General features: G+C 73.5%; 19 protein-coding genes. 9 read left to right on the top strand and 10 right to left on the bottom strand.

The features are described 5' to 3' along the window. Window positions 1-91 precede the first annotated feature (91 nt). The gene (locus AC0HI0_RS06035) at window positions 92-1,219 is read right to left on the bottom strand and encodes a carboxylate-amine ligase (RefSeq protein ID WP_480931250.1); all 1,128 of its coding nucleotides are present in this window, start codon (window positions 1,217-1,219) and stop codon (window positions 92-94) included. A gap of 223 nt (window positions 1,220-1,442) precedes the next feature. Here AC0HI0_RS06035 and AC0HI0_RS06030 point away from each other — a divergent pair, with 223 nt between their 5' ends. The 4 genes from AC0HI0_RS06030 (at window position 1,443) to AC0HI0_RS06015 (ending at window position 5,335) form a co-directional block, all read left to right on the top strand. Continuing rightward, window positions 1,443-3,113 (top strand): hypothetical protein, encoded by a 1,671-nt coding sequence (locus tag AC0HI0_RS06030; RefSeq protein ID WP_480931249.1) that lies wholly within the window; start codon window positions 1,443-1,445, stop codon window positions 3,111-3,113. A 26-nt stretch (window positions 3,114-3,139) separates the two neighbouring features. Further along, entirely contained in the window at window positions 3,140-3,454 is a 315-nt protein-coding gene (locus tag AC0HI0_RS06025) for a hypothetical protein (RefSeq protein ID WP_480931248.1), read from the top strand. Between the two features lie 118 nt (window positions 3,455-3,572). After that, on the top strand, window positions 3,573-4,661 hold the full coding sequence (locus AC0HI0_RS06020) for a sensor histidine kinase (RefSeq protein WP_480931247.1): 1,089 nt from the start codon (window positions 3,573-3,575) through the stop codon (window positions 4,659-4,661). Further along, window positions 4,658-5,335 carry a response regulator gene (locus AC0HI0_RS06015; protein ID WP_480931246.1) on the top strand — a complete coding sequence of 226 codons (678 nt, stop codon included), beginning with the start codon at window positions 4,658-4,660 and terminating at the stop codon, window positions 5,333-5,335. The genes AC0HI0_RS06020 and AC0HI0_RS06015 overlap by 4 nt, the downstream gene beginning before the upstream one ends. A 9-nt stretch (window positions 5,336-5,344) precedes the next feature. On the opposite strand, the gene AC0HI0_RS06010 is transcribed toward AC0HI0_RS06015, so the two are convergent. Both AC0HI0_RS06010 and AC0HI0_RS06005 read right to left on the bottom strand, forming a co-directional pair. Continuing rightward, window positions 5,345-6,907 carry a multicopper oxidase family protein gene (locus AC0HI0_RS06010; RefSeq protein ID WP_480931245.1) on the bottom strand — a complete coding sequence of 521 codons (1,563 nt, stop codon included), beginning with the start codon at window positions 6,905-6,907 and terminating at the stop codon, window positions 5,345-5,347. Then, entirely contained in the window at window positions 6,904-7,314 is a 411-nt protein-coding gene (locus AC0HI0_RS06005; RefSeq protein WP_480931244.1) for a hypothetical protein, read from the bottom strand. The genes AC0HI0_RS06010 and AC0HI0_RS06005 overlap by 4 nt, the downstream gene beginning before the upstream one ends. A 127-nt stretch (window positions 7,315-7,441) precedes the next feature. Between AC0HI0_RS06005 and AC0HI0_RS06000 the strand changes: the two genes are divergently transcribed. Continuing rightward, window positions 7,442-8,320 carry a LysR family transcriptional regulator gene (locus tag AC0HI0_RS06000; protein WP_480931243.1) on the top strand — a complete coding sequence of 293 codons (879 nt, stop codon included), beginning with the start codon at window positions 7,442-7,444 and terminating at the stop codon, window positions 8,318-8,320. Window positions 8,321-8,494: 174 nt separating this feature from the next. Then, complete coding sequence (locus AC0HI0_RS05995) at window positions 8,495-10,423, top strand: pentapeptide repeat-containing protein (RefSeq protein ID WP_480931242.1); 1,929 nt, start codon at window positions 8,495-8,497, stop codon at window positions 10,421-10,423. 108 nt (window positions 10,424-10,531) lie between these two features. On the opposite strand, the gene AC0HI0_RS05990 is transcribed toward AC0HI0_RS05995, so the two are convergent. Both AC0HI0_RS05990 and AC0HI0_RS05985 read right to left on the bottom strand, forming a co-directional pair. Continuing rightward, a complete protein-coding gene (locus AC0HI0_RS05990; RefSeq protein WP_480931241.1) occupies window positions 10,532-10,810 on the bottom strand; it encodes a helix-turn-helix transcriptional regulator in 279 nt (92 codons plus the stop codon). Continuing rightward, window positions 10,783-10,986, bottom strand: a complete 204-nt coding sequence (locus AC0HI0_RS05985) for a hypothetical protein (protein ID WP_480931240.1) — start codon at window positions 10,984-10,986, stop codon at window positions 10,783-10,785. Before AC0HI0_RS05985 ends, AC0HI0_RS05990 begins: the two co-directional genes overlap by 28 nt. 724 nt (window positions 10,987-11,710) lie before the next feature. Between AC0HI0_RS05985 and AC0HI0_RS05980 the strand changes: the two genes are divergently transcribed. The 3 genes from AC0HI0_RS05980 (at window position 11,711) to AC0HI0_RS05970 (ending at window position 14,118) form a co-directional block, all read left to right on the top strand. Continuing rightward, complete coding sequence (locus tag AC0HI0_RS05980; protein ID WP_480931239.1) at window positions 11,711-12,220, top strand: hypothetical protein; 510 nt, start codon at window positions 11,711-11,713, stop codon at window positions 12,218-12,220. 159 nt (window positions 12,221-12,379) lie between these two features. Beyond that, window positions 12,380-13,687: a glycoside hydrolase family 18 protein gene (locus tag AC0HI0_RS05975; protein WP_480931238.1), complete on the top strand. Its 1,308-nt coding sequence runs from the start codon at window positions 12,380-12,382 to the stop codon at window positions 13,685-13,687. Window positions 13,688-13,833: 146 nt separating this feature from the next. Next, window positions 13,834-14,118, top strand: a complete 285-nt coding sequence (locus AC0HI0_RS05970; protein ID WP_480931237.1) for a hypothetical protein — start codon at window positions 13,834-13,836, stop codon at window positions 14,116-14,118. 297 nt (window positions 14,119-14,415) lie between these two features. On the opposite strand, the gene AC0HI0_RS05965 is transcribed toward AC0HI0_RS05970, so the two are convergent. The 5 genes from AC0HI0_RS05965 to AC0HI0_RS05945 all read right to left on the bottom strand — a co-directional run bounded on the left by AC0HI0_RS05965 (window position 14,416) and on the right by AC0HI0_RS05945 (window position 18,061). Further along, a complete protein-coding gene (locus AC0HI0_RS05965; RefSeq protein ID WP_480931236.1) occupies window positions 14,416-15,333 on the bottom strand; it encodes an SAM-dependent methyltransferase in 918 nt (305 codons plus the stop codon). Further along, window positions 15,330-15,938 carry a cysteine hydrolase family protein gene (locus AC0HI0_RS05960; RefSeq protein WP_480931235.1) on the bottom strand — a complete coding sequence of 203 codons (609 nt, stop codon included), beginning with the start codon at window positions 15,936-15,938 and terminating at the stop codon, window positions 15,330-15,332. Before AC0HI0_RS05960 ends, AC0HI0_RS05965 begins: the two co-directional genes overlap by 4 nt. 11 nt (window positions 15,939-15,949) lie before the next feature. Further along, a complete protein-coding gene (locus AC0HI0_RS05955; RefSeq protein ID WP_480931234.1) occupies window positions 15,950-17,017 on the bottom strand; it encodes an isocitrate/isopropylmalate family dehydrogenase in 1,068 nt (355 codons plus the stop codon). Window position 17,018: 1 nt separating this feature from the next. Then, the gene (locus AC0HI0_RS05950; RefSeq protein WP_480931233.1) at window positions 17,019-17,552 is read right to left on the bottom strand and encodes an EF-hand domain-containing protein; all 534 of its coding nucleotides are present in this window, start codon (window positions 17,550-17,552) and stop codon (window positions 17,019-17,021) included. A gap of 89 nt (window positions 17,553-17,641) precedes the next feature. After that, window positions 17,642-18,061 (bottom strand): winged helix-turn-helix transcriptional regulator, encoded by a 420-nt coding sequence (locus AC0HI0_RS05945; protein WP_480934262.1) that lies wholly within the window; start codon window positions 18,059-18,061, stop codon window positions 17,642-17,644. Between the last annotated feature and the right edge of the window lie 105 nt (window positions 18,062-18,166).

Below are 18,166 nucleotides of genomic sequence, written 5' to 3'. Positions count from 1 at the left end.
GTCGCGCCGGAGCGCGTTCCCGCTGGTCGGCCTGGGTGCACCCGGTGGCGGACCGCCGGGTTCGACCCGATCGGGTGATGTCCGGCGCGGCTCAGATCCGCGCGCGGGGGCCCAGGCTGCGGTACGGCACGGCCAGCCGCCCCGCCAGGTCGTCGACGAGGGCGTGCAGGCGGTCCGCCGAGGCGTGCCGGTGGGGGTCGTGCCGGCCGGTGACCACGCGGTCGAGCAGGCGCTCGACGGTGTCGAGGTCCCCGGTGTCCTCCAGCGCGGGCCTGATCCGCCGCAGCAGGTCGCCCAGCAGGTCGGTGGCCGGCACCCGCCGGCCCGCCACGGGGTCGACACCGGTCCCGTGGATGCCGTAGCGGGCCGCCGACCACAGGGCCGCGGCGGCGGTGTGGCCGTCGAGGTCGGCGGCGGTCCGGCCGAGGTCGAGGTCCGCCAGGGCCGTCCGGACCAGCCCGCGCACGAGGCCGGCCTGCAGCAGCGCGCCGTGCAGGCTGGGCGAGACGTCGGCGGCGCGCACCTCGACCGTGGGGTACCGGGGCGAGGGGCGGGCCAGCCAGAACGTCGTGCGGGCGTCGACCAGCACCCCGCAGTCCACCAGCCGGTCTACGTGCCGGCGGTGGCCCGCGTGGTCGCCGAAGCGCGGCGGGATCCCGCCGCCGGGCAGCCGGGCCTGCTCGACCATCCGCCAGCTCGCGTGCCCGGTGTCCCGGCCGTGGTGGAAGCGCGAGTTCGCGGACAGCGCCAGCAGCGTCGGCAGCCACGGCCGCAGGTGGTCCACGACGGCCGCCGCGTGGTCGGCGTCCGGCACCCCGACGTGGACGTGGCACCCGCAGGTCTCGTAGTCGGCGATCACGCCGCGATAGGTCCGGGCGAACGCGCGGTACCGGTCTCCGCCGGACAACTGCGGCAGCCCGCCGCGCAGGACCGGCGTCCCGACCCCCACCGCCCGCAGCCCCAGCCCGCGCGCCGCCCCGTCCAGCGCGGCCCGGTTGGCCAGCAGCGACCCGGCGACCTCGGTCATCGTGGTGAGCACCGGGGTCACCGCCTCGATCTGCGAGCGGTGCAGCTCCGGCTTGAACGGCCCGGCCGCCGAGCCGTCCGAGCCCAGCGCGGCCAGCACGTCCGGCGCGCGCGGCACCGGCCGGCCCGATTCGGCGGAGAGGATCAGGAACTCCTCCTCGACTCCCACGGTCGTTCCCGCCCCACCGGTCATGGCGTCCTCCTTGGTGAGCGAGCCGGCCGCCGCCGGGACCGGCGGTGTCCGGCGCGGTTCGAGCGTGACGCCAACCCGGCGGGCCCGCAGCTCGTCCGGCAGCGGACCGGGGCGGCCCGGTCACCGTGCGTCACGGCGTGGCCGTCTCCGCTGGTCGGCCCCGCCCCGACCGGTGCGTGATAGGTTCGCTCGCCCCTCTCCCCCGATCCCCCGCTGGAACGCGATGTTCGACGCTGATGAGCTGCCGGTCTTCGTCCCGCCCCGGTTCGCGGAGGAGGACGCCGGCGACGACGCCGAGCGCCCGCCGCTGCGGGGCCGCACCGCACCGCCGCCCGGCCTGCACCGGCCCGATTGGGCCGCGCTGGAGGACGCCTACGGCACCGCCGACCTCACGCCGTGCTTCATCGAGGCGCTGACCAGCGACGACCCGGGTGACCGGGCGTTCGGCGCCTACGGCCTGTACTCGGCGACCACCCACCAGGGGTCGGTCTACAGCGCGTCCCGCGCCGCGATCCCGTTCCTGGCCGACCTGGTCCGGCGGGACAACGCCGACGCCCTGGTCTTCCTGGCCCGGATCGCGGTCGGCGAAACGCACTTCGTCACCCGCCCGGACGACGTCGAGCGCGCGACGAGCGAGTACGCGCCGGACGTCGCCGCGCACGCCGAGGACGTAGACGCCGCGTGGACCCGCACCGGCGACCAGGAGGCACTGCGCCTGCTGGTGCTGCTCGGCCGGGAGCCGTCCGGCGGGCTGCCCGCGCCGGGCGACCCCGCCGACGCCGCGACGGCCGGGATCTGCCTGGCCCACGCTTTCCTGGCCGCCCGGGACAACCGCGTCACCCCGGGATCCGCGCCGCGTTGCGGGCCGCGCACCGACCACCTGCCCGCCGTGCGGGAACTGGCCGCGACCAGCCCCTCGCTGCACGTCCGGGCCGCCGCGGCGGCGTGCGTGGTCTACTCCGGCTTCGCCGACCCGGAGTCCCTGGCGCTGCTGCACCACCTCGCCCAGGGCGAGTACCCGGTGCTCGACGCGTGGACCGGCGACCTCGCCGACCTGGCCGACGCGGCGTGGCTGTTCGGCGCGGACGACCGCGCCCTGCTGACCGCGCCGCCGGACAGCAGGCCGAACGCGCACTCCCGGCTGCTGGAGCTGATGAAGCGGCAGTTCCGCCCGAGCGGCGACGCGTACCGGCCGCTGTCGCCCGACGAGCTGACCCCGGCCCAGCGCGGCACGCTGGAGACGGCGCTGCGCTGCGCGCCCGGGACGATCACCGGCCCCGACACCGCCTACCTGTGGATCGACGTGCCCGGCACGGTCGCCGCCGCGCACCGCCTGCTCGGCGCGGCCGAGGGCGAACTGGGGCGCCGCACCTCGCTCGGGCCGCTGTGGTTCGTGCTGGAGGACCGGCTGCTGGCCGCCGGCGACACCGCGACCGCGCTCGCCGCGCTGGCCGAGGTCGACGCCTGGGCCGCGCTCGGCGAGGTGTTCGCCGCACCGCCGGACCGGGCCGCCGAATCGCTCTCCCTGACCGCGAGGAACCCGGCGGGCGACGAGGCCGCGGTCCTGGCGCTGTGCTCGGCGTTCGCCACCGCGCTGGGCGACCGGCGCTACCGCGACCGGGTCGAGGCGTTCCTGGACCACTGGCTCCCCCTGGTCGCCGAACTCGACGGCTACGACCTCGCGTCCGGCACCCCCGGCCGGCGCATCGGCACCGCCCTGGCCGCGCTCGCCCGCGCCGGTGCCCTGCCCACCCGGCACCACCCGCTGATCAGGCCGTTCCACCGCTACCCGGAGTTCTCCACGGTCCCGCTGCCGCTGCTGCGCGAACTCGCCGACGTGCTGCCGCCGCAGGTCCGGGCCGACCGGTTGGCCGAGTGGGCGCGGCCGTCCTGACCAGTGCCGGGGCTAGGCTGTCCGCCGTGGACACGGATGTGGTCGTCGCCCTGTTCGAGGAGGCGATCGAGCGGGCGGCCGGTGGTGAGCACGACGCGGTGGTCTCCTGGACCTCCCCCGAGGGCCCCTGGGTCCAGGTCCGCTGGGACGTGGTCAACCTCGCCTACCCGCACCGGCGGCCACCCGACGAGGTGCTGGCCGACGTGCCGCTGCCCGAGTACGTGGAACTCCAGGACTGGGCGGCCGACTCCCACGTGAGCTTCGAGCACGGCGCGCACGACACCGCCGTGCTCGCCGACTTCGTGGTGGCGTGCGGCCGACGCCTCTGGCCGTCCGCCTGACCGACCCGCACCCGCCACACTGTCCACAAAGGACGTTCCGGCGGGTACCCCTGCGGGGGTAGCCGGAAGTAGCCCGAGGACCGGCGACCGGAGCCCGGCCGGCCGCTAGCGTGGACCGGTGCGATCCCAGCCGATCCTGGTGGACGTGTTGCTCGCCGCGGTGTTCACGATTCTCACCGCCGCCACCCTCCTGTCGTACAACGCGCCCAGCCTGCCGACCCTGGTCGTCGGCGCGCTCATGGCCGCACCCATCGCCTTCAGGCAACGCGCGCCCATCGCCACGATGTGCGTGATCCTCGGCGCGATGCTCGTGTACGTGCTGTTCAGCGACGACCTGTTCCTCAACGCCGGCGTGGGCATGCTGGTGGCCATGTTCACCGTGGCGATGCTGCGTCCGCGCTGGGCGGCGGCCGTGATGTTCACCGCGGCCACCCTGGTGACCCTGACGGTGTACTTCCAGCTGTCGCCGGCGTTCGTGTGGTCGGACGTCGTGTACTCCGACGCGCTCCTGGTCGGCGTGTGGGCCCTCGGCGAGAGCACCCGGCGGTGGGGCGACCGCGTCGAACGGCTGGCCGAACGCGCCGCGCAGGCCGCAGCCGACGAACGGATGCGGATCGCGCGCGAGCTGCACGACGTCGTGGCCCATCACATGTCGGTGGTGTCGCTACAAGCCGGCGTGGCGCAGTACGTGCTGGACAACGATCTCGACACCGCGCGCAAGGCCATCACCACCGTCGGCGACGCCAGCCGTGAAGCGCTCACCGAGATGCGGCGGCTGCTCGACGTGCTGCGCATCGACGGCCACGGCGAACTCGGCCCCCAGCCCGGCCTCGCCGACCTCGACGGCCTGGTGGAACGCACCCGGCGGGCGGGCGTGCCGGTCGCCGTCGAGATCCGGGGCGAGGAGCGCCCGCTGCCACCCGGGCCGGACCTGTGCGCCTACCGGGTGGCCCAGGAGGCGCTGACCAACGTCCTCAAGCACGCCGGACCGGCCACCGCCCGGGTCCGCCTCGACTACGCCCACCACACCCTGGGCCTGGAGGTCGTGAACACCGGCCGGCAGCCGCCGCCGCAGCCCGGCCACACCCCGCACGGCCTCCAGAACATGCGGGAACGCGCCGAGCTGTACGGCGGGACCGTCGACGCGGGCCCCGTCGACGGCGGTTTCCGGGTCGCGCTGCGGCTGCCCACGGGGCGTGACCGATGACCACACGCGTGCTCATCGCCGACGACCAGCCGCTGATCCGCGCGGGCCTGGTCGCCCTGTTCAGCGCCGTGCCCGGGTTCACCGTCGTGGGCGAGGCGGCCAACGGAGAGGAAGCGGTGGCGATGGCCGCCGAGACCCGCCCGGACGTGATCATGATGGACATCCGGATGCCGGTGGCCGACGGCATCACCGCCACCCGCCGCATCCTCGAACGCCCGGCCGACCCGGTGCCGAGGGTCATCGTGCTCACCACGTTCGACCTGCCCGAGTACGTCTACACGGCGCTGGGCGAGGGCGCGTCGGGCTTCCTGCTCAAGGAGACCCCGCCCGACCGGATCATCTCCGCGGTGCGCGCCATCGCCGCCGGCGACATCCTGCTGGCCCCCGCCATCACCCGCCGGCTGGTCGACACCTACGCCGAGCGGCACCGCGCCACCTCCGCCACGCCGTCCCGGCTGGCGGAGCTGACCGCCCGCGAGACGGAGGTGCTGCGGCTGGTCGCGCACGGGCTGACCAACCAGGACATCGCCGGCCGGCTGTTCCTCAGCGAGGCCACGGTGAAGACCCACGTCAAGCGCCTGATGTCCAAGCTGCACCTCAACAGCCGCGCCCAGGCCGTCGTCGCGGCCTACGAATCGGGCCTGGTGACGCCGCGCGGCGACCGGGACGGGTGACCGACGGGGTCAGGTGGTCTCGAAGTTGGCCATCATGCCCATGTCCTCGTGCTCGGCGTTGTGGCAGTGGAACATGTACCGGCCCCGGTAGCCGTCGAACCGGGTGATCACCTCGACCGCCTCGCCGGGGCGCAGGTCGACGGTGTCCTTGCGGCCGACGTCGTGCGGGCCCGGTTCGCGGCCACCCCGGGAGAGCACCTGGAAGTGCACCAGGTGCAGGTGGACCGGGTGGTGCAGGTCGACCACGAACCGCCAGATCTCGACGTCCCCCAGCCGGGGCCGCACGTCGATCCGGGACGGCGAGTACGGCACGCCGCCGATGGTCCAGCCGTGCCGGCCGCCGACCATCCCGCCCCGGAACGAGAAGTCCCGGGTCACGCTCGCCTGCGCGCGGTGCAGGGGCTCGACGTCGGCCAGCCGGTCCGGGACGTGGCTGTCGTCGGCCTCCCGGCGGACCACGCGCAGCCGCATCACCAGCGCGGTGCGGCCGGTGCCCAGGCGGTTGACCAGGGTCACCTCGGTGCCGACCGGGTAGCGGCCGAAGTCGACCACCACGTCGTAGCGCTCGGCGGGGGCGATCGGCACGTGGTCGTGCACCCGGGGCGCGTCGAGCAGGCCCTGGTCCGAGCCGATCTGGGTGAACGCGCCGCCACCGGGCGGCGGCGGGTCGAGCGCCAGGTCGTAGCGGCGGGCGTTGGAGCCGTTGAGCAGGCGCAGCCGGTACCTGGTCGCGGACACCTCGGCGACCGGCCACGGCGCGCCGTTCACCAGGATCACGTCGCCGAACACGCCCGCGACGTAGGGCGGCTCGACGCCGGGCACGGTGGACAGCGTCCGGTCCAGCGACGGGTAGCGCATCGAGCCGTCCGCGGCGAAGGCCCGGTCGGCGATCATCAGCGGCAGTTCGCGGTCGCCGCGCGGCAGCGGCAGGGCGTCCTCCTCGTCGTCGCGGACCAGGTGGAAGCCCGCCAGGCCCCGGTAGACGGCCGGTCCGGTGAAGTCCATCCGGTGGTCGTGGTACCAGAGCGTGGACGCCTTCTGCCGCAACGGGTACACGTAGTCGCGTTCACCGTTCGAGACGATCGCGGCCGGGTCGTGCATGGTCACGTCGTGCGCGTGCGCCGAGCCGGTGACCGGGAGCACCAGGTCGGTGGCGTAGCCGTCGGACTCCGGCGGGGTGCGCCCGCCGTGCAGGTGGACCACGGTCGGCACCGGGAGTTCGTTGCGGTGCCGGACGATCGTCGTGCGGCCGGAGCGGGACTCGATGGTCGGCCCGGGGAAGGTCCCCTGGTAGCCCCAGATCGGCGTGCGCACGCCCGGCAGGATCTCGGCGGTGGCCTCGCGCTGCACGATCCGGTACCGGTCGGCGTCCGCGTCCCGCGCGACCGGCGCGAGCACCGCCGGGATCGGCAGCGGCACCTGGAACGGCTCGGGCAGCGGCAGTTCGCTGAAGAGCAGCTCCCCGGTCGCCCCGGCGGACCCGAACAGGCGCGGCCCGACCAGCCCGGCGGCCAGCAGCACGCCGGCCCCGCCGGACAGGCCGAGGAACCGACGCCGGGACAGCCCGCTCACCGCCGGCCCCCGGTCCGCCAGATCGACACCGCCGCGATCGAGGCCAGCGCGCCCAGCGCGACGCCCAGCGGGACGTGCACGCCCAGCGCCCCGGCCAGCCCGGCGACGTACTGCCCGGTCTCGCCGAGCACCAGCAGCACGCTCACCCAGAACGGCCACCGCGCGCCGCCGCGCCGCCAGAGCAGCGCCGTCGGCACCAGTTGCGCCAACCCGAGGTAGGACACCACGTCCGCGCCGACCGCGTGCAGCGCCAACATGTCGTAGTCGCCGGTCAGGTAGCTGCCGGCGAACACCGGCTGGCCGAAGACCGCGACGGCGTGCACGGTGACGAACCCGCGCACCACGCCCTCCAGCACCCGCCCCGGCACCCGCGACCGCACCTCGCCGGCCTCGATGGTTCCCGCCATCACACGCCTTCCCCCACCACCGCCCGCCCACCGTCCGGCAGGCCGTCGGTGATCAACGCTAGGAGCGGCGACCTATACTGTCCAAGACCTGATTCGGCATGAACTCATGACGTCGAGGCTATGAAAGATGGACCTGCTCCAGCTCCGCTACTTCCAGGCCGTCGCCCGCCGCGAGCACCTGAGCCAGGCGGCGGCCGAACTCCGCATCGCGCAGCCCTCCCTCAGCCGCGCGATCGCCCGGCTGGAGGCCGACCTCGGCGTCCCGCTGTTCGACCGGGCGGGTCGCGGCCTGCGGCTCAACCGGTTCGGCACCGCCTTCCTGCGCCGCGTCGACCGGGTGCTCAGGGAGGTGGACGACGCCCGCCGCGAACTCGCCGACGCGGCCGGCCTGGAGCACGGCCGGGTGGCCGTAGCGGCGGAAACCCTGCTCACCCTCACCGGCGTGCTCACCGGGTTCCGCGTCGAACACCCCGGCGTCGACATCCGCCTGCACCAGTCGTCCGCGCCCGCCATGGCCGAGCAGCTGCGCACCGGCGAGGTCGACCTCTGCTTCGCCTCCCAGCCGCTGCCCGGCGCGGACCTGCACACCTCCGAGCTGATGCGCGAGGAGGTGCTCGTGGGCGTGCCGCCGGATCACCGGCTCGCCGGCCGGGAACACGTGCGCCTGGCGGACATCGCCGACGAACCGCTGGTCACCACCCGGCCCGGCTACTGGCCCCGGGAGCTGTCCGACCGCCTGTTCGCCGAAGCCGGGCTGCGCCCCCTGTACACCTGCGAGAGCGACGAACCCGGTGCCACCGGCCAACTGATCGCGGCGGGCCTGGGCATCGGCCTGGTCCCCGCGATCTCCCGCACCGCCACCGAGTTCCCGGCGTCGTGCTGGCTGCGCCTGGACGTCCCCGACTGCCATCGCAGCCTGTCGCTGGTGTGGCGCACGGACACCTACTTCTCCGCAGCGGCCCAACGCCTCGCCGATTTCGCCCACGACTACTTCCGGGCGTGGTGACGACACCCACCCACGTGCACCAAGGCGTCGAGGTTCTCCTCCCACGACGTGGGCACCGGCCCGGACCTCGCACACACCTGGTGCGACCGGGTTTCCGGCCCGCCGGCCTCGCCACCGCGCCGCCGATCTCCGATTGGCCACCGCGACAGGGGTCGGCACCGACATGATGGGCCGGTGAGCACGCAGCCCCCGTCCCACCCGCTCCTCCCGTCGTCCTCGCCACCGATCGCGCCGCTGGTCCACCGGACGCCGGTCGAGCCGGCCGCCGACCTCCCGGTGCTGTCGAACCGGGCCATGGCCTGGGGAGCCGCAGCGCTGGTCGTGCTCGGGATCGGGCTGGCGGCCGGGCTGCTGGTGGCCTTCGGCGACGGCCGGCACGCCAACCAGCTCGACGCCGTCAAAACGGCCGGCACGATCGTCCTGGGCACCGGCGGCGCGGCCGCGCTGTGGCTGACCGCGCGCCGGCAGCGGATCTCGGAGCTGAGCCTCAACCAGACCCGCGCGACGCACGCCGCCACCGTCGCGGACGCCGAGGCGCGCCGGATCACCGACCTGTACGGCAAGGCGGCCGACCAGCTCGGGTCGGCGCAGGCCGCGGTCCGGCTGGCCGGCCTGTACGCGCTGGAGCGGCTCGCCCAGGACAACCCCGGCCAACGGCAGACCACCGTCGAACTGTTGTGCGCCTACCTGCGCATGCCGCACGGGCCGTCGAAGCGCGCGGAGCCGGCCCGCCGGCCGGCGGTGTCCCGCCCGCTGCTGAACAACGCGGCCCGCCGCCGGACGTCGATGCGTCCGGCACCACGCGCCGACCCCCCGACCGACCCGGTGGCGCAGGAGCAGGAGCAGCAGGTGCGGCGGACCGCGCAGGCCATCCTGTGCCGGCACCTCCGCCCCGGCCCCGGGCCGGTGGCGGTCGACACCTTCTGGCCCGCCGTCAACCTGGACCTCACCGGGGCCGTGCTCGGGCCGGCCAACCTGATCGGCTGCCGGGTCGACTCGGCCGACTTCACCGGCGTCACCTTCACCGGCGACGTGTGGTTGCGCGGCGCGCGATTCGGCTTGGGCGCGGTGTTCAGCGGAGCGCGGTTCGCGGGCGTGGCCGGTTTCAGCGGTGCGCGGTTCGACTACGACGCCCTGTTCGACGGGGCGACGTTCGACCGCTACGCCCGGTTCGACGGGGCCTCGTTCGGCGGGACCGCGACGTTCGCCCAGGCGGACTTCCACTCGGGCGCGGTGTTCACCGAGGCCGAGTTCACCGACGAGGCATGGCTCCACGAGACGCGGTTCGCCGGCCAGGCGGAGTTCGACCGGGCGCGGTTCGCCCGGCGCGGGGTGTTCGGCCGCGCGATCTTCGCCGACAACGCCTACTTCAACGACGTGGAGTTCAACGAGGGGGCCGGTTTTCACGAAGCCCGGTTCACCGGAGCGTGGACCCGCTTCTCCCGGGCCACCATCGCCGACGCGGACTACCGGGGAGTCGAGTTCGACTCGGACACCTCCTTCACCGAGGCCCGGTTCGCCGGACCCTCGTCGTTCGGGTCGGCGGTGTTCGCCGGCGGCGTGGAGTTCGCCCGGACGAGATTCGACCAGCGCGCCGATTTCGACCACACGCGGTTCACCGCGCCCACCGCTTTCGACGGCGCGGAGTTCGGCGGCGATGCCAGGTTCCACAGCACCGAATTCGGCCGGTCGCCCGAGTTCACGCAGGCCCGGTTCGCCGGGGACGTGCGGTTCGAGAACACGACGTTCGCCGACGGTGCGGGCTTCATCGAGGCGGAGTTCGGCGGCTGGGCGCGGTTCCTCGACACGACTTTCAGCGGCATCACCGGATTCCCGCGTGCGCGGTTCGCCGGGGAGACCGTCTTCGACCGGGTGCGCTTCGACGAGCCGGTCGGTTTCGTCGGCACGGACTTCGCCCGGCCACCGCGCTTCGCGAGGACGTGGGTCCGGTTGGACGACCGAAAGCCGCGCGCGCAAAGCACCTGGCCGCCAGGCATGATCGTCCAGGAGACCACCAGTCGCCCCTCCGACGTCCACGAGGGCCGTTGGGGGCTCCTGCTGCCCGCCCCGCCGGACGAACCGATCTCGGACGCGGCAGGGTGAACACCGACTGCGGTCGGCCGGGCCGAGGGCGTCGAGGCGGCCCAGCACGTCTCGATGGTGCTGGTGCTGGTGCTGGAAACGCTCGCGCCGACACGGCGGCTCTGGACGTCAGCCCGCGAACGCGGTGACCAGTTCGTCGCGGCCCGCCGCGCCGGTCTTGCGGAACATGGCCTTGAGGTGGGCGTTCACCGTGTGCACCGACAAGCCCCGGCGACGGGCGATGTTCTTGGGCGCGGCACCGTCGTAGACGTCGGCGAGCACCTGGTGTTCACGGGGCGTGAGGCCGTACCAGTCGCAGAACGCGGGCAGCAGGCGTGCGCCGGAGGCGGCTTCCGCCACGATCACCACCTCGTCGTCGGTCAGCCGTTGCCGCGCAACGCCACCCACCGGCCGTGCCCCACCGAAGGTGCCGGCACCACGGGATCGCCACGCCGGGCGAGCATCGACATGCCGGCGAGGAACGCGTCCGCGACCCATTGGGCCGCCACCCTGGCGCGCAACCGGGTCCGCCACTCCCGCACCGCTTCCGTCGCCGCGCGCACCCGGTGGTCGGGGCCGAGCACCAGCACACCGGGTGGCGGCCAGCGCCTTGCCCACCTCGGGCGGGCAGCCGTGCCGGAAGCAGAACGCGCCCGTCGCCAACTCGGCGGACGGGTTCGTGCCGGCCAGGCGAACCCCGTCGTGCGGCACCTGCGGCGCGATGGCCGCGGACCGCACCCCGCCCAGTTCCCCGGCGTCGACCCGTTGCCGCGCACCGGCCCGCAGGTCGTGCGCCAACCGTTCCCCCCAGGACGTCACGCCACCGAGTCTGGCCCGCCGCACCCACGTGCGACATCCTCCGATCGGCCCGGTCAGGGACGCGGGGTCCGCTCGTCAGGCCCTGTTCGGCCCGTGCGTCGCAGGGCCCGGGCCGGGTTCGCTGCTGCTCCTTCGAGCTGTCACCGATCGTCAGATGTCCCGGACATCCCCAAGCCTGGGAATTGCGCCGTTCCGGCCGAACGCAACCAGTCCGACCAGCCACCACGACTGTCCTTTTAGGACACTTTGCCGAGGTTCAATTATTCCGCGTCACGGAAGAAAGTTCCGCCCTGCACCCCTACTTCCCGCCCCGGCCGCCCGCGCATCCGGCGGGGATGGCAGGCTCGACCCGGTGGGGGTACTTACCGACGACCGTGCGGGGGCACGTCGTTCTCCGGTGGGACACCGGTGTTCGGCGGCTCCGAGCCGGTCAGCGCGCCGGACCGACCGGGCAGGACGCCCGACGAAGCGGTTACCGGGCAAGAGAACGTGACGGGTCCTCTGGGCGACCGGGCCGGCCCGGCCAGGAGGGTGGTGGACCGCGCGCTGCGCGGCATCACCCCGGGACGGCTCGCGGCGATCGCGCTCTGCCTGCTGCTGTTCGGGACCCTGTCGGTGGTCAGCGCCACGCGGGCGTGGCACTGGGCCGTGGACGGCGTGCCGGTCCGGGCCACCGTCGTGCAGCGCGAGCACCTGAGGGACGACACCGACCGCCTGCTGCTGAGCTATCCCGGCCCGGACGGCGAAACCCTGCCCGCGTCGGTCGAGATCGACAGCCAGGACGGCCGGCGGCCCGGTGACACCGTGGAGATCGACTACCTCCGCGACGACCCGCGCGAGGTCTCCGAGTCCGGCTACGCGGGGTGGCTGTTCCTGCTGGCCCTGGGCCTCTACGGGACGACCTGGCCGGTGCTGGCCAACTTCGGCCGGGCCGGCTTCGAGTGGGAGTCGGACCGGCCGCCCCCGGCGGACGGCGATCCGGACCACGACCGCCCCTGACCGTCGACGGCTGCGGCCGCGGAGCGACGACCGGGTTCGCCATCCCGGACCGTTCTGCGAGGTATGCGCCTGGTTGCACCATTCGGCCGTAGCTGTGGTCTAGACCTAGCTCTAGCGTGGTCCGAACCAGTCGTCGCCGCCGTCAGCGCGAGGAGAACCATGTCGAGGCAAAGATGGGGTGCCGCCGTCGTGGCCGGTGTCTTGTCGATCGGGTTGTCGGTCGTCGCGTCCCCGGCCCAGGCCCATGACCACCACGGCCGCCACGCCGTGCGCACCGTCGGGTACTACACCCAGTGGAGCGCCGCCGATCGGGGCATCCCGGTCCGCTACCTGGTCGACAACGGCACCGCGGCCAAGCTCACCCACCTGAACTACGCCTTCGGCCTGCTCGACGAGCAGGGCGGCTGCGTCAGCTCCGACCCGGCGGCCGACTACCAGCGGCTGTACCCGGCGGACAAGGCCGTGAACGGCAAGGCCGACCGGCCCGGCCAGGCGCTGGCGGGCAACCTCAACCAGATCAAGCAGCTCAAGCAGAAGTTCCCCGGGCTGCGCGTCTACATCTCGCTCGGCGGCTGGACGGGGTCCAAGTACTTCTCCAACGCCGCCCTCACCCCGCAGTCCCGCACGGCGCACGTGAAGTCCTGCATCGACCTGTGGCTCAACGGCAACCTGCCCGGGGCGCCCGCCGGCGCGGCCAAGGGCGTGTTCGACGGCATCGACCTGGACTGGGAGTGGCCGTCCACCGAGGGCAACACCGGCAACGTGGTGCGCCCCGAGGACAAGCAGAACTTCACCAAGCTCCTGCGCGAGTACCGCACCCAGCTGAACAAGCAGGGCGCGAAGGACCGCAAGGTCTACGACCTCACCGCGTTCCTGCCCGCCAACCGCGAGGCGATGGACCGGGGGTACGAACTCGCCGAGGTCTACCGGCTGCTGACCTTCGCCACCGTGCAGGGCTACGACTACCACGGCACCTGGGAGAAGACGACCAACCAGCAGTCGGCCATCCGCGTGCCCGACGGCGACCCGACCTCGCCCAAGGACAGCGGTGAGATCGTCGTCGACGCGCACATCCAGCGCGGAGCGCCCCGCGACAAGATCACGCTCGGCGTGCCGTACTACGGACGCGGCTGGACCGGCGTGCCCAACCAGAACAACGGCCTGTTCCAGCAGTCGACCGGCCCCGCCCCGGCCACCTACGAACCGGGCTACGACGAGTACCGCACGCTCAAGACCCTGCTGGCCGGCGGGAAGTACAAGCTCTACCGCGACGACGAGGCCGGGCACGCCTGGCTGTTCGACGGCAACACGTTCTGGACCTACGACGACCCGACCGAACTCAAGCGCAAGGGCAAGTTCATCCGCGACCGCAAGCTGGGCGGCGCGATGATCTGGGCGCTGGACGGCGACACGCCGCAAGGCGAGCTGATCAAGGGGCTGCACGCCGGGCTGAACCCCCGGCGCTGAGCGCAACGGGATCCGTGGGGCGGGTCTGCGGCCCGCCCCACGACCGCCGGACGTCCGTGAGACGCTTGCCGGCGCAGGTCCGCGACGTTCCTCCGGTGCCCCCATCCGGTGGACGGTGAACCCGCGCGAGCGCCACCGGAGGAGCGATGTCCCACGACCCGCAACGTTGTCGGCGCGCCGCGGAGTCGGCCCGGTCCGATCCCCGGATCTACGTCGTCACGGTGCGCGGGCACCACGTCGAATGGGCCGAATGGCTCAAGGAGATCGACGAACCGGAAGGCATCACCCACGAGGGCGGCGGCGTGGTCGTCCTCACCGCCGCCGCCGTCGCGTACATGCGGGAACTCCCGGACGACTTCGACGGCCACATCGACGCCACCGGCCGCCTCCGCCTCGACAGCGACCGCTACCCGCTGGTCGAGCGCCGCTGATCGGCCTTCCGCGACACCGGTCGGCGCGGTCCACCGGGGTTCGACCCCAGCAGAGCGGGATGACCTCGCCCATGGCGTACTCGGCCAGGGCCAGGCGGCACATCCCGGGTCCTGCGCCTTCGTCGTCGGCTCGACCTCGTGGTGGGCGGGTCGACCGCGTAGGTCGGCGTGGCGGCGCCTTGTCCCCCAGTCTCACCGCGGTTGTGCGGCATCGAGCCGCACGGTTGCGTGCGCCATCGCGCCCCCTCGCTTCCGGTGAGCCGCAACCATTGTGGCGTCGACACCGCCGAACGTCTGCTAAACGGCCGAAACCACCTTGTCGGCGAAGGTCCAGCGGTTCGCGGCGAGGGCGTCGTGGGCTTCGGGGAGCGGGCCTCGGCCGTGCAGGGCTGTGTAGTGGAACGGGGTCCGGGTGGTGGTGGACCAGCCGTGCGCGGCGAGGGTCGCGGCGGAGTCGGGGCGCGGGTCGTCGTCGAACAGGCCGAGCAGGTCCACCCCGATCTCCTGTCGTGCCAAGCGGTAGACGGGGCTGTCGCGGACGTGCGGCATCTCGCGGATGGCCTTGATCTCGTAGGCGAGGTGGCTGTTCGGCGCGCTGAGCCGGTGCACCTGGGCGATGAGTTCCCGTTCCGCCGCAGCGGGCAGGTACAGCAACAACCCTTCGGCGAGCCACGTGGTGGGGCGGGACTGGTCGAAGCCCGCTGTCAGCAACGCCCCTGTCCAGTCCGCGCGCAGATCCGCCGCGACCGGCACCCGCGCCGCTCGCGGTACCGCGCCCAAGCCGTCCAGGACGCGGTGCTTGAACTCCAAGACCCCGGGCCGGTCCACTTCGAACACCGCGCTGCCCGCAGGCCACCCGAGCCGATAGGCCCGCGAATCCAGCCCAGCGCCCAAAATCACGACCTGGTGCGCGCCCGCCGCCGCCGACACGCTCGTGAAATCGTCCAGAACCCTGGTCCGCAGACCGAAATACCGGGCGAGCCGCCCCCACACGGGGTGGGCGTCGACGTCGGGGACGTCCTGCGGACGCACCGGCCACTCCCGCGACACCTCCGCCGCCCGCACGAAGTGCTCGGCGAACCTGTCGTGCGCCAACGCATCCGGCCGCCGGTGCTCGATCGCCCGCGCCGCAGCGACCATCAACGCCGTCGTGCCGACCCCGTGCTCCACGCCGTGTTCCCTACCGCGCTTGACAACGTGCTCGACAGCGGTCACGTCCGGTTCCCTTCCACGCTGGCGGCCCAGGTGTCCAGTGGTGTGGTGTGTGCGCCGTAGACGCGGTTCATGAAGCGCAGCACCTCCGGGTAGGGCAGGTGCAGACTCGTGGTGCAGTCGGTCAACACCGTGACGTACAAGCCTTTCTGGAACGCGGTGCGCGCCGTGGAATCCACGCACACGTCGGCATACAGGCCGACGAGCACGAGACGGCGCACGCCGCGCGCGCTCAGGTGGGCCTCGAACCCGTCGGCCAGGAACGCGTCGAAGCACGCCCGTTTGGTGAACACGCGCTCGCCCGGCGCGGGTTCGACCGCGTGGAACCGCGCGCCCCACGTCCCGTCACGGCACTTGGGTCGCTTGCCCAGTGCGGCGTCCCTGGCCCGCCAGCTCGGTCCCTGGTGGACCAGGTCGCCGACGAACCGGACGAACACCACCTCGACGCCGTTGGCGCGCGCCACGTCGACCGCGCGCACGGCACGGGCCACGACCGCGGCCAAGCCCTCGGGAACGGTGCCGTGGCGGGACGCGACGACTTCAGGGGCGCAGAAGTCGTTCTGGAGGTCCATCACGGCTAAGACCCCGGGTTCGGTCCCGATCTCCATCCGGCGGGCCGTCAGGGGGTCGGAACGGCGTCGTGCCGCGACACCGCCGCGAGCGCGTCGACCACGGCGTCGACGACCGCCGCGGTCGGGTGCCGGCCGCCGCGATCGGCGGTGGCGACGCCCTCGGCGGCCACGGTCGCCAGCGCCTCCTCGACCGCCTCGACCGCGCCCGCGCAGCCGGCCCGCCGGGCGACGGCACCGGCGGCGCGGATGGTGGCGGTCGGGTTGACCACGCCCCGTCCGGCGAGGTCGTCGGCCGAGCCGTGCACCGTCTGGTACTCGACCAGTCCCGCCACGTCGGGGTGCAGGTAGACGTTCTCGGTGCAGCTGTCCTCCTGCCGCCGCGACCCGTACCGGTCCAGCAGCAGGACGTGCATGATGTCGCCCCACTCGTTGCCGGCCACGATCAGCGTGCGCGGGCCCGGACCGCGTTCCACCAGCTCGCGGTTGACGGTGTCGGGTTGGCACAGCCGGACCGCGACCCCGTGGTCCCCGGCGAACTCCCGCACCCACCGGTCGAACGCCCCGTCGAGCAGGTGGAACTTGTAGGCCGCCACGATCTCCGCCGGACCCGCCGGCCACAGCGCGCGTGCCCGGCGCACCGCGTAGGACAGCACGTCGTGGGTGATGTCGCGCCGGAACACCGTGGTCCGCTCGATCACGTCGGGCGCGTGCCCGTTGTCCCCGGTGTAGAAGCCCTGCGCCTGGTCGCGGACCACCAGCAACCGGTCGGCGTCGACCACGTCGACCTTGACCGCGCGCAGCCGTTCCCGGACCAGGTAGAGGGATTGGGCGTTGATCGCGGTGCGGAACACCACGCGCGCGCCCCGGCCCGCCAGCTCCCGGCAGAACCGCTCGTAGTGCTCGGCGTCCTGGCGCGTCCGGTCGCGCATGACCGCGACGTCCGCGCCGCCGGCCTGGTCGCGCAGCGAGAAGTACGAGTGGTAGACCCGGGGCGAGCGCTCGACGGCGACGTCCACCCCGGCCCGCGCGGCGAGCGCGCCCAACACCCGTTGGAAGACCTCGGCCAGTTCCTCCCCCGTGCCCCGTCCGACGGCCAGTCCGACGAGCACCCCCATCTCAGCGGGCCCCGTCGCCGACCAGCAGGTCGCCGGGTATGCCGGCCTCGTCCGGGGAGTAGAACTCGACGATGCTCCGCCGCCACGCCTCGACCTCGACCAGGTCCCGCGCGGTGGGGCCGAGCGCGTCGAACAGGGCGTGGATGTTGGGCACCTCGAACCCGATGGCCGTCATGAGCGCGAGGAACCTCGGCCGTTCGATCAACCCGTCGCCGTCCGGGTCGCCCAACCGGGCCAGCGCCTCGGCGAACGCGGCCACCGTGGCGTCGAACCGCTCCGGCGACAGCACGCAGGCCCGGAACTCCTCCGGGGTGACCTCGCCGTCCCCGTCCTCGTCCAGCTCGGCGACCAGGGTGGCCCAGTAGTTCCGGAACGCGTCGAGCATCGCCTGCCCGGCCGCCGCGCCCGACCCGTCGCCGGCGGCGACGACGCGCTGCGCCATCAGCTCGAAGTCCTCGGCGGTCAACCTCCCGCTGTCGTCCACGTCGAACAGGGCGAACACCACCGACGCACGCTCGACCGCAGCATCCAGCATTCCGGACCGACCTTCCGCACGAAGCCCAGGGACAGGCCCGACGCTAGGGGTTCCGCGATGCCCGTCACACCCCGTTCACTCGAAAGACGTTATCCGCCACCGGTTCGCGGTCCGCCGAACGGGGTATCGCCGGGCCCATGGGCGTCGTCGACCGCGTTGGCGCGGTCGATCTCGGCCATGTGCTCCTCGGCCCACGCGCGGACCGCCGCCAGCGGGACCTCCAGCGACAGGCCCAGCCCGGTGAGCCGGTAGTGCACGCGCGGCGGCGCGGTCGGCTCGACCCGGCGGGTGGCCAGGCCGTCGCGGACCAGGCTGTGCAGGGTCACCGACAGCATCTTCTGGGAGACGCCGGGCATCCGGCGGCGCAGGTCGGCGAACCGCACCTCCGCCGGAGCCGCCTCGGCCAGCACCTTGACCGCCATCGAGGTCCACTTCGTGCCGATGCGGTCCAGCAGCCTGCGGGTCGGGCACGTCGGGGAGAACAGGTCCCCGCGCCCGGTGGCCGTCACGCGTTCCGGCCGAGTGGTCACCCGGACCTCACCACCTGTCGACAAGGTGCCTTCTTGGCGGCACGACCTGAGTTACCTACGGTTTGATGGTAACCAAAGGTGACC

This window comes from Saccharothrix sp. NBAS 001 (genome assembly GCF_056640475.1).
Note: the sequence above shows the minus strand (reverse complement) of the source record. Positions and strands in the feature narration are given on the sequence as shown.